Annotated in this window: 5 protein-coding genes, 2 tRNA genes and 4 pseudogenes; all 11 read right to left on the bottom strand. The window is 38.1% G+C overall.

Features of this window, described 5'->3' with window-relative positions; genetic code table 11:
- Positions 1-106: 106 nt before the first annotated feature.
- Positions 107-183: transfer RNA gene (locus AC01GB_RS08190), tRNA-Arg, on the bottom strand.
- Positions 184-193: 10 nt separating this feature from the next.
- Positions 194-286, bottom strand: a tRNA-Ser gene (locus AC01GB_RS08185).
- A gap of 561 nt (positions 287-847) precedes the next feature.
- Entirely contained in the window at positions 848-1,033 is a 186-nt protein-coding gene (csrA, locus tag AC01GB_RS08180; protein ID WP_474451414.1) for a carbon storage regulator CsrA, read from the bottom strand.
- A gap of 222 nt (positions 1,034-1,255) precedes the next feature.
- On the bottom strand, positions 1,256-3,889 hold the full coding sequence (gene alaS, locus AC01GB_RS08175; RefSeq protein WP_474451413.1) for an alanine--tRNA ligase: 2,634 nt from the start codon (positions 3,887-3,889) through the stop codon (positions 1,256-1,258).
- Between the two features lie 760 nt (positions 3,890-4,649).
- Complete coding sequence (recA, locus tag AC01GB_RS08170) at positions 4,650-5,720, bottom strand: recombinase RecA (protein ID WP_474451412.1); 1,071 nt, start codon at positions 5,718-5,720, stop codon at positions 4,650-4,652.
- A 105-nt stretch (positions 5,721-5,825) separates the two neighbouring features.
- Entirely contained in the window at positions 5,826-6,332 is a 507-nt protein-coding gene (gene pncC / locus AC01GB_RS08165; RefSeq protein WP_474451411.1) for a nicotinamide-nucleotide amidase, read from the bottom strand.
- Positions 6,329-7,548: pseudogene (lplT, locus tag AC01GB_RS08160) on the bottom strand (lysophospholipid transporter LplT). Before lplT ends, pncC begins: the two are co-directional and overlap by 4 nt.
- A pseudogene (aas, locus tag AC01GB_RS08155) lies at positions 7,508-9,683 on the bottom strand (bifunctional acyl-ACP--phospholipid O-acyltransferase/long-chain-fatty-acid--ACP ligase). The pseudogenes lplT and aas overlap by 41 nt, the downstream one beginning before the upstream one ends.
- 93 nt (positions 9,684-9,776) lie before the next feature.
- Entirely contained in the window at positions 9,777-10,229 is a 453-nt protein-coding gene (aroL, locus tag AC01GB_RS08150; protein WP_474451410.1) for a shikimate kinase AroL, read from the bottom strand.
- A 266-nt stretch (positions 10,230-10,495) separates the two neighbouring features.
- A pseudogene (gene proA / locus AC01GB_RS08145) lies at positions 10,496-11,704 on the bottom strand (glutamate-5-semialdehyde dehydrogenase).
- A pseudogene (locus AC01GB_RS08140) lies at positions 11,704-12,148 on the bottom strand (PUA domain-containing protein); the annotation flags it as partial. The pseudogenes AC01GB_RS08140 and proA, both read right to left, overlap by 1 nt.
- Between the last annotated feature and the right edge of the window lie 9 nt (positions 12,149-12,157).

Raw genomic sequence — 12,157 nt, 5'->3', positions numbered from 1 at the left:
TAGATTATCTAGAGCAAATCACTAAAGTAATCGTATATTTTATTAACAAACACATTTTAATTATAAAACAAAAAACCCTGCCGTTAATTGACAGGGTTTCATGATATGGCGCATCCAGAAGGATTCGAACCTCCGACCGCTCGGTTCGTAGCCGAGTACTCTATCCAGCTGAGCTATGGATGCACTATCAAAATGGCGGTGAGGGAGGGATTCGAACCCTCGATGCAGCTATTAACTACATACTCCCTTAGCAGGGGAGCGCCTTCAGCCTCTCGGCCACCTCACCACCGAATAAGCAATGAGACAATCTCAAACCATCTCTCTGTTGCGTTGCGCCCATATTACTTTCCCAGACTTAGAAGTCAAACAATTTTTCCGATCTTTTTACGTTCTTTAGTTCGTTTGCACATTTCACAATCAAGATGAGTAGTTTAACAACGAAATAAAATAATATGGCATTCTATATTGACCAATAAAAAATCGTCAAAACAGGAAGATTAACAGAAAAAACAGATCAAAAGTAGGTTATTATCCTTTAATAAAGAAAACTATTCCAGAGTAAAATAGTTAACCTAAATATTTTCTTTTTATAAGTTATGTCAGCTAATAATCTATTGATTTATTTGTAAGTATTTAAAAAATGCGTTGGTATCTAACAATTAAAATCCGGCATTTGATTCATAATGTAAAAAAATACTAAAAAAAGACATTTTTTACAATCTATCTAATTGGTTTTATAGGATACTAAGCTTGAAAAATACAGACATAAAATAGATGGCAATAAGAAACCACGCTCATTCTATAAATATAATTAACATATACCTAAGAATGAACACTTTACTAAAAATTACTGATTATTGGGCTGGCTTTTTTCAGCTTGGATCCGTTGATAAATTTCTTCACGGTGAACAGAAACCTCTTTGGGTGCATTAACCCCTATACGTATCTGGTTGCCTTTTACACCCAGCACCGTTACTGTTACCTCATCGCCTATCATGAGCGTTTCACCAACTCGACGAGTCAGAATAAGCATTCTTTGCTCCTTGAAAATTAAAAAGAGTCGGGTCTCTAGGTTTCCCCGCTATTATCCATCACACACCGTGAAAACGTAAAGCAATGATATTCACCTAAATTATTTAACCTAAAGCAATCATCATACTAATATTGTAGTTAAAAATATAATTTTGTACTTAAGTCATTTAAAAACAATCCGTTAAAGGTTGCATAATTAAGTTATGCAACCCTCATGGTTAATTCATGTCAAGCGCGAATTAACCCACTCTTCAACTGATGCTAATGCAGCAGGAAGTGCTGTTATATTAGAGCCGCCCGCCTGAGCCATGTCAGGGCGACCACCCCCTTTTCCGCCTACTTGCTGCGCAACAAATGAAATTAAATCACCAGCCTTTATTTTAGCAGTCAAATCATTGGTTACACCAACAATTAGACTGACTTTATCATTACTTATAGTAGAAAGCACAATAATTGCTGATTTTAATTGATTTTTTAAGTCATCAACAATGATACGTAGCTGTTTAGGCTCAGTGTTATTTAACTGAGTAACTAATAAGCTAACTCCGTTAATTTTTTTAACTTGTTGACTTAAAGAAACGCTTTCTTGGGCAGCTTGTTGCCCTTTTAATTGATCTAACGACCTTTCTAATAACTTAACTTTATCTAATGTCGTTTTAATTTTTTCCATTAGATTATTAGCATCACCTTTCATTAATTGGCCAATTTCAGCCAATAAATTAGATTGCTGGTGAAGATCATCTATAGCAACTTGTCCGGTTATAGCTTCTATCCGCCGAATTCCCGCTGCCGTACCCGATTCGCTGCTAATACGAAATGATCCTATATCGCCAGTCCGATTGGCATGAGTGCCGCCGCATAACTCAATAGAAAAATCGCCGATACTAAGAACGCGTACCTGTGCATCATATTTTTCACCAAAAAGCGCCATCGCACCTTTTTCTTTTGCCGCCTCTAAATCCATTAATGTCGTTATAATAGGGTCATTTTTACGAATTTGATAATTTACGATATCTTCTATTTGGCGTATTTGCATCGGCGTCATTGCTGCAAAATGAGAAAAATCAAAACGCAAATATTTCTCATTCACTAAAGATCCTTTTTGGCTTACATGATTTCCCAATACATCACGCAAAGCGGCATGCAACAAATGGGTAGCTGAGTGATTGAGACGAATAGCGTTACGACGTTCAATGTCAATTCCTGCGTCGACCGAATTATTTACCGCTATTGAGCCAGTCATTACCTTACCAATATGTCCAATTGCTTGAGCATATTTTTGTGTGTCAGACACAGCAAATTGACAATGGCTATTGCTAAGTATACCGCTATCACCAACCTGACCACCTGACTCAGCATAAAAAGAGGTTTTATCAAGAATAATAATCCCTTCTTCACCTTGGTTTAATACATTGACAGGCTTACCATGATGAAAAATAGCCGTTACTGTAGCTTGTTGGTTGTTATTTTCATAGCCTGAGAAATCACTATGACTATCTACTTTAATGGCATCATTATAATCGGTCGCAAATCCACTCGACTCTCGAGCTCGATCTCTTTGCTGCTCCATCGCAGCGTTAAAACCTAACTCGTCGACTTTAATATCGCGTTCACGGCAAACATCAGCGGTTAAATCAAATGGGAACCCATAAGTATCATAGAGCCGAAATGCGATTTCACCAGCTAAAGTGTCGCCTTGTAATTGTGCTAATTCGTCATCCAGTAGTTGCAATCCACGCGCTAAAGTACGAGCAAACTGTTCCTCTTCATTCTTCAATGTTTTTTCAATCGTTGCTTGTTGAGATTTTAGCTCGTCAGCTACGTTACCCATTACCTGAATTAATCGTGCAACTAATTTATAGAAAAATATCTCTTTCACTCCTAGCATATATCCATGACGAACCGCTCGACGAATAATACGACGCAATACATATCCACGTCCTTCATTAGCAGGAAATACACCATCACCAATAAGAAAAGCGCTTGATCGAATATGATCAGCGATGACGCGTAATGATTTATTATTCAGATCCGATAAAGCAATCACTTTAGCAATAGCAGCAATTAATTGACGAAATAAATCAATCTCATAATTTGAGTTAACATGTTGTAATACTGCGGCAATACGTTCAAGCCCCATGCCTGTATCAACAGAAGGTGTTGGAAGTGCCTTTAAACTGCCAGCAGACTGGCGGTTAAATTGCATGAAAACAATATTCCAGATTTCAATATAGCGATCACCATCCTCTTCAGGTGACCCTGGCGGCCCTCCCCAAATATGTTCACCATGATCATAAAAAATTTCTGTACAAGGGCCACAAGGACCGGTATCCCCCATTTGCCAGAAATTGTCAGAAGCATAAGGGGCACCCTTATTATCACCTATCCGAATAATACGCTCAGCAGGAATACCAATTTCTTGCTGCCAAATTTTATAAGCTTCCTCATCAGTGTGATAAACGGTGATCCAAAGTCGCTCTTTGGGTAAATTAAACCACTGCTCACTTGTCAGTAGTTCCCAGGCATATTTGATTGCATCCTGTTTAAAATAGTCACCAAAGCTGAAGTTACCTAACATTTCAAAAAAAGTATGATGGCGAGCGGTATAACCAACATTCTCCAAATCATTATGTTTGCCTCCAGCTCGAACACAACGCTGTGCGGTTGTTGCTCGAGAATAAGCTCTTTTATCCAATCCCAAAAATACATCTTTAAATTGGTTCATGCCTGCATTAGTAAACAATAATGTTGGGTCATTATTTGGTACTAATGAACTACTAGGTACAACTTCATGCCCTTTAGTATGAAAAAAGTCGAGAAACGCTTGACGGATCTCAGCGGTGCTTTTACTACTCATAATTATCCTGAAATCAAGCTGGAAAAATAGATCTATGACTTGATGTGATAAACACATTTTTATCATCAATCAAGTTACCTACGGCATTTTTACCTGGCAAACCTGAGAAATCCTTAAATTGTTTTATGACTAAATCGGTGACAAGGATCTACTAACTGACGAGTATTAATACATCGCTCAAATGCTCAGGCTTTATAGGTACATCTTTCCCTAAATATATCGTTTTCTAACTAATACAACAACGACTAGTCTGATTAGTTTAACATAAAACGATTTAACTATTATGCAGGGAAACTAACACTACATTAACACCATTTCATTATATTTATTTTCCTATTATCGGGACAAAGCGGTTAAATTTTGTCTCCATCTACATTTAGAAAGATAATTGCCAATAGATAACTCCAGTGGCTAATTTCACTTAGTTTAAATTACGTATAAGCTATAGTTATCAGCTAAATAGAAGATTAAGGAAAGCAATAGCGTAAGTCTAACACAAATTAATCAAAAACTGCGCCTGAATATATTAAGCCAATAATAACAATTTGCTATATATAAAAAAACAAAGCACTTTTTGTAAAAAATGAACTAATCATATCCATTAATTGTTAATAATATTGTAAATTCCAAGACTATTTTACTAAAGTGTGTTTCAAATCATAATTCAATCTAACTTGTATTAATAACTAATTTATAATAAGCAAAAGGCCATATCCAGATCGAATATAGCCCATAGATTTAATCAATTTTATTTATTAAGTTAAAATTCTTCTGGTAATGAAGTTTCCTCTACCGCTTCTGTCACAAAATCAGAAGCGGCACTACTAAATTCACCAGCGTGATTAAGCAACATAGCCCGTAATTTTTTATCTAATTCAGTGTAAATTTGTGGGCGTTCTTTCAAATAAACTGTCGCATTTGCTTTGCCTTGACCTATTTTCTCGCCATTATAACTGTACCAGGCACCCGCTTTTTCAATCAATTTATACTTCACACCTAAATCAATAAGCTCACTATAGATATTAATCCCTTCTCCGTACAAGATTTGAAACTCTGCTTGTTTAAAAGGAGCCGCAACCTTATTTTTTACTACTTTAACGCGAGTTTCGCTACCAATAACTTCTTCACCATTTTTGACGGAACCAATACGTCGGATATCAAGACGCACTGAAGCATAAAATTTTAACGCATTTCCGCCGGTGGTTGTTTCAGGATTGCCAAACATAACGCCAATTTTCATTCGGATCTGATTAATAAAAATTAATAGTGTATTAGAATTTTTTAAATTTCCGGCTAACTTACGCATCGCTTGACTCATCATACGAGCAGCTAGCCCCATATGTGAATCACCAATTTCACCTTCAATTTCAGCTTTTGGTGTTAAAGCTGCTACAGAATCGACAATAATAACATCTACTGCCCCAGACCGTGTTAAAGCGTCACAAATCTCCAGTGCTTGTTCACCCGTATCCGGCTGTGAACAAAGTAAATTATCAATATCAACACCAAGTTTTTTGGCATAAATAGGATCTAAAGCGTGTTCTGCGTCAATAAAAGCACAAGTCTTACCTTCACGTTGAGCTGCCGCAATAACCTGTAATGTTAACGTGGTTTTACCGGAAGATTCTGGGCCATAAATTTCAACAATACGACCTAATGGCAAGCCTCCTGCACCTAAGGCGACATCAAGAGATAATGAACCCGTAGAGACAGTTTCTACATCCATAGAACGATCTTCACCTAAGCTCATAATTGATCCTTTACCAAATTGCTTTTCAATTTGACCTAATGCGGCAGCGAGTGCTTTCTGTTTGTTTTCATCAATAGCCATTGTTTAACTCCCCCGAGCAATCAAGTGAAGATAATACTTCACTGCAGATAAGACGATTTGATATCGGTTGTTGATAATTATACTGTATAACCATCCAGCATCAAGTTAATTTTTGATTATTTCTTTCAATAGTGTTGTTAATGAAAATATCACGGCTTGGCGTCGGATCTGAATACGATCGCCTTTAAATAAGCAACAACGAGTTACTATCCTTGCAACAGAAAAAGATTTGCTAGCAAAACCAAACCAAACTGTACCAACCGGTTTTTCATCAGTACCACCATCAGGGCCGGCAATACCGCTAACTGAAACCGCAAAATCAGCATTAGCCCTAGCTAACGCTCTTTCTGCCATCTCTATGACAACTTGTTCACTAACAGTACCATATTTATGCAACGTATTTTTACTCACACCTAGCATATCATGCTTAGCTTCATTACTATAAGTAACAAAACCTCGCTGAAAATAGGAAGAACTACCTGAAATATCAGTAATGACTTTAGCAATCCATCCTCCTGTACATGACTCTGCACAAGTTATTGTTTTACCCTGTTTCTTTAGGCTATTAGCAAGATTATTACTTAATTCATAGAGCAGCTGCTCACTATTCATTTTAGCCATTTTCCTTTTTCATACATCTTGCGATATAGATACCAAATCCAGAGGATGCCAATTGCTACTGCAAAGGTTATACCATATTCCTATCGTAATAATAGAAATACCTGGTTTTGAGCGCTAATGAATAAAAGCCCAAGATAATTAGCATAGTGGTATTTTCACTTAAATTCTGAATAGCGACAGCATTACCTGCACCAATCGTCTGTTTGCCTTTTTCTTGTAGCAAAGCATTAAGCGGAACAATAAATAAACCACCTAAAACACCTAATATAATAAGGATCAAATAAGTAGAAAAAAGATGTTGTTGCATTGATAAAATAATAATTATCACACCAATAAAGATCCCTACCGGAATACAGCGACTAACTTTATTGAGTGTAATGATATGTGCCGCAAATCCGGCACCAATGATGATACCTATTGCCACCACCCCATTCAGCAATGTAGGTGTAGTATTATCGGTAATATTAAGTGCTATTGGCACCCAGAACACTAATAAAAAACACAGTGTTACACCGGCGCCCCAAAAAAAGACTGGTACCAATTAAAGAAAATCGCTCGCCATGATCACGCCAAAGTGTTTTAAATAGACCAATAAAATTCAAAATTAGCTGGCGAAAAACCCATTTTTGTTTATTTTCAGCCGGCGCTAATCGAGGAATATATAAATTAATCACCACCGCAATTACATAAAACAGGACACTCATAGCTAAAGCAAATAACAGATCGATATCGGCAAGAAAACCACCCGCAACAGAACCAAACAAAATTGCCGCTATTGTCGAAGCTTCGATAAAACCATTTGCTTTAACTAAATTATTGCCAGTGGTGAGCTCAGCTAAGATGCCATATTTTGCTGGCGAGTAAGCTGCAGCACCAATGCCAACTAAACCATAGCAGAGAAAAGGATCCAGTCCTAACAGAATGCCTACCGCTCCGATCAACTTACTAATATTAACTAATAACATGACCCGACCTTTAGCAAAACAATCTGCTATTTGTCCCACAAAAGGCGCTAATATAATATAAGTAAAAACAAACACCACTTGTAAGATAGGTTGGCTCCAGTCGGGATAAAGCGCGGCTTTGAGTTGCGCTAAAATGACAAATAATAGGGCATTATCAGCAACAGCAGAAAAAATTGAGATAAAAGTAGCGCTTTTATACCTCTAGTTAATAGCGGCGGCGATACTATTAAATCTTTCATCAAGACTCCTCATCCGCGATTTTTTTAACGCCACAAAATCCGGTTTCCCACTGCCAAGTACAGGAAATGTTTTTAGGTAGCGAATATCTCTTGGTACGGCTAATTCAGGTAATCCTTTTTCTTTTGCTGCCGCTAATAATCGACGACGATCTAATGTGTTATCGGTGGTATATAGAATCAGGCTTTCACCTTTATTATTGGTAGTTTTGATAACCACGCCATGCTGAGCATGGGATGATAAACTGCCAGCAAGATGCTCGACTGTTGTTTCTAGTAAAACCATTTCACCTGCTAGTTTTGCAAAATGTTTTGCTCTACCACGGATAATACAATAATCATTATTATCAAGTTCAACAATATCACCGGTATCATACCATCCCTCCTCATTCTCTCCTTGACTGTTTTTAGCAGGAGGCGATTCTAAATGATTAGGATCCTCGACTCGTAAATAACCTTTCATGACATTTGGGCCGCGTAACTGTAAACGGCCGGCTTTCTCAATACCTGACACCGGCAGTAGTCTGGTTTCAATACCAGGCAAAATTTGACCAACAGTATCAACTTTAGCCGCCATAGGAACGTTGATTGATACAATGGGGGAGCATTCGGTCACGCCATAGCCTTCAAGTATTCGGATACCGAATTTGTCGAACCAAATTTTTTTGTGCTTTCAATAAGTTTTTCAGCCCCTGCAACAATATAACGGACGCGCGCAAAATCATAAGGGTGAGCAAAACGGGCATAATGTGCCAGAAAAGTAGGAGTAGCAAAAAGTACTGTGCAATTTTTGTCATAAACCAATTCTGGGATCACCTGATAATATAGTGGACTAGGATAAAGCAGGACATGACTACCTGAAAAAATAGGAATAAATAAACCTACCGTCAGCCCAAAAGCATGAAAAAGGGGTAATGCGGGCATAAATCGATCTTTAGGGGTAAAATCAGCCACTGTTTTAACTTGCTCTACATTAGCCAATAAACTGGTATGGCTATGAACTACCCCTTTAGGCGTTCCCTCCGATCCTGAGGTAAAAAGGATCAATGCCGCATCATCTGGTTTTGCTGGTATAAGCGCCTTTTTTGGCAATAGTAAGTGATATAGGATCCACTTTTTATCTTGCCAAGTCAGGGTATTTTGCAGATCTTCTAAAAAAATCCAATTGACTTCAGTAACCTGTTCAGGCAAATGTGATAACTTACCTTTTTCAATAAACTGACGAGAACTAAAAATTGTTTTAATGGATGCCGCTTTGATGGCATTTTTTAAGCCATTGCTACCAGCAGTATAATTCATCATGGCAGGGATCCGGCCACGTAATATTGCGCCAAAAATAGTCGCCGCCGTCATTGTTGCATTAGGTAAAAGTAAACCGATATGCTCATGTTGTTTGGTATAACGTTCAATAATAAGCCCAGCCGCTAAGATTTTCTTGAGAAAACTTTGATAGCTGTCTTCTTTAAGACTAATATCTTCGATACAATCCGTGAAACGGCCAAAACGTTTCATCGCAGCAAAATAAGCTTCCATTAATGTTTGCTAGCAACGGCTATGCAATCGAGCCTCTTTCATAATCTTATAAAGTTGTGCTCCCGCCAGCCGACGACGGTCTGCCGCTCGTTTCGCCTCAGGCATGGTAATTTTTGTTGCTGGTAAAATCGTTAATGTTATTTTAGGAAAATATTTAAGCTTAAAAATGCCGTTCAATCGACTGAAATAACTTAATTCAGGTCCATCAATGCTAATCGGAATAACTTTAGCAGCTGTTTTTGCCGCCACAAAAGCAGCACCATCATAAATTTTCATCAGTGAACCATGAACGCTAATTCTTCCTTCAGGAAAAATGACGATCGGACGCCCTTTTTCTATTTCTCTAACTAAAGTTCGAATAGCCATTGGGTTGGCAGGATCAAGCGGAACAACATCGGCATAGGGTTTTAATAATTTAATAAAGCGTGGTGTGCCGATAGATGAATAAACAGCAAAAAGCGGGGGCGAATAGGTAAAAAAAGAGCGAGTAGAATCCCGTCTAAAAAAGAGACATGAATAGGTGTTATTAAACATCGCTCATATTCTTTAAGTTTTATTTCACCAACCACAGTCACGCGAAAAAAAACTGAAATATTGCGCGCAATAATTTTATCAGCATATCTCTTTCCTTACTCCTTAATGTTATTGATCATTTTAGAGTACATCTTTCACCGAAGATGACTAACATGGCAAAATTGAGATCATACAAAGTATTTTTTATCGTTTTGCAAAAAATGGTCTATTTGGTAAACAATTTTTGTCGTCGGTAAGGCGGCATCAATAATGTAATCAGCGGTATCTAAATAGTAACCTTCTCTTTCATTCATTACTTCAGCTATCTCTTCTGCTAAGGGCTTACCTGTTAATGTTGGTCGTTGTGAAATTTCAGGATCAGCAGACAGACGCCTAATCAATACATCAGATGGAGCTTGTAAATAAATAATACAGCCATTTTTTTTCATAAAATCACGATTTTCTTTCAGTAAAATAATCCCTCCTCCCGTTGAGATCACTGAGTTTGGCTGTTGTATTGATCGCAACACGCTGGACTCCAAATCACGAAAGCAATCCCAACCATCTCGTTCAACTAACTCGGCAATACTTATTTTAGCATTTTGTTTAACTAACAAATCGGTATCAAAAAAATGACACATCCTAGATTCAGCTAACGTTTCTTCCTACTGTTGTCTTCCCTGCACCTCTTGGTCCAATAAGATAAAGCATATCAAGTCGTCCTAATCGATAATTTATTTAATTAGTTAGAATATATATATATGTCAGCTTACAAGCGAGATTTAAAATTTACAAAAGTAAAAATTCTAAATTTCCACGATTAAAATAAAGCAACACAACAACAGTGTGGCTCAAAAAATCGTGAAGTAATGACTCAAGAAAGTGTTAAATTATATCCATAACCAATCTATTTATAGGTTGTTAATGCATCTAATCCCATCGGACCTCTTGCATGCAGTTTTTGTGTGCTTACCGCAACCTCTGCACCTAAACCAAATTGTCCGCCATCTGTAAATCGCGTACTGGCATTAACATAAACCGCCGCAGAATCAACGCTCTGAACAAAATAATCAGCTTGTTGAATTGATTAGGTCAAAATAGCATCAGAATGGGCCGTTCCATAATCCCGAATGTGATTAATCGCAGCATCGATATCGTTGACGACTGTAACGTTAACATCAAGCGATAACCATTCATCACGGTAATTCTGCTACAACACTTCAACAACGCTTGCCGGGCTTGACTTTAAATAGGATATCGCATGCCGACTGGCATGTAGCGTCACATTTTGCTCAGCCAAAAGCGGTAGAAATGTAGCTGCAAAACTTTTATGAACTAATAACGTTTCCAATGAATTACATGCACTTGGACGCTGCACTTTAGCATTCACGATCAGTGGTAGTGCTTTGTTAAAATCAATATGCTGATAGACATAAATATGACAGACACCAATACCGCCAGTGAGCACTGGGATGGTTGATTGTTCACGGCATAGCTTATGTAAACCTGCACCACCACGCGGGATCAACATATCTACATAGCGATCCATTTTCAGCAATTGGGTTACTAATTTTCTGTCTGGATCATCAATAGATTGAACCGCTGCCTGTGGAATATCATTTTGTTGCAACGCTTGCTGAATAACTTTAACGATTGCTTGATTAGTCTGTGAGGCCTCTTTACCACCACGTAAAATTACCGCATTACCGGTTTTCAAACATAACGAGGCAACATCGATCGTTACATTCGGACGCGCTTCATAAATAACACCAATCACGCCCAGAGGAACACATCGACGTTGTATATTTAAGCCATTATCTAATAAGCCGCCATCGAGTATACATCCAACCGGATCAACTAATTGACATAGCTTTCTTACATCATTCGCAATAGCATCTAATCGCTCAACAGTTAGCAATAGTCTGTCTTGCATAGCTGCACTCATATGGCCAGCTTTTGCGGCTTCCATATCCTGAGCATTAGCAGCTAAAATTGCATCACTCTGTTGTTGCAGGCAATCAGCAATATCCATTAAGACATTATTTTTCTGTTTTGTATTTAACCCTGCCAGGTACCATGAAGCTTGTTTAGCCGCTTTGCCTATTTTTTCCAACATCATTTACTCACTATCATATCGTCGCGGTGAACAGCAACAGCACCATACTCATAACCCAAAATTCGATTAATTTCTTGCGAATGATATCCTGCGATTAGGCGTAAAGCATCGCCATTATAATGAGTCACCCCATGTGCTAAATCTTTGCCTAATAAATTAAGAATACGCACAACGTCGCCGCGCGAAAAATTACCACTAATTTTCTTTATTCCTTTTGGTAATAATGAGCTGCCTTTTTGCTGGATAGCCAAAGCAGCACCCTCATCGACAACAATTCCACCCGCCAGAGGCGCGCCAAAAATCCACCGTTTTCGGTTTTCCATCAGCGTTTTTAAGCGATGAAATTTTGTTCCTACTTGCACCTTCGAGCACATTTGCGATCACATTAGGCTTATCACCGGCGGCAATAATCACTTCAATTCCAGCTCGGCCAGCAGTAATTGCACCCGAAGT

Source organism: Candidatus Arsenophonus phytopathogenicus, from assembly GCF_056113345.1.
This window is presented reverse-complemented; position numbering and strand designations above follow the sequence as displayed.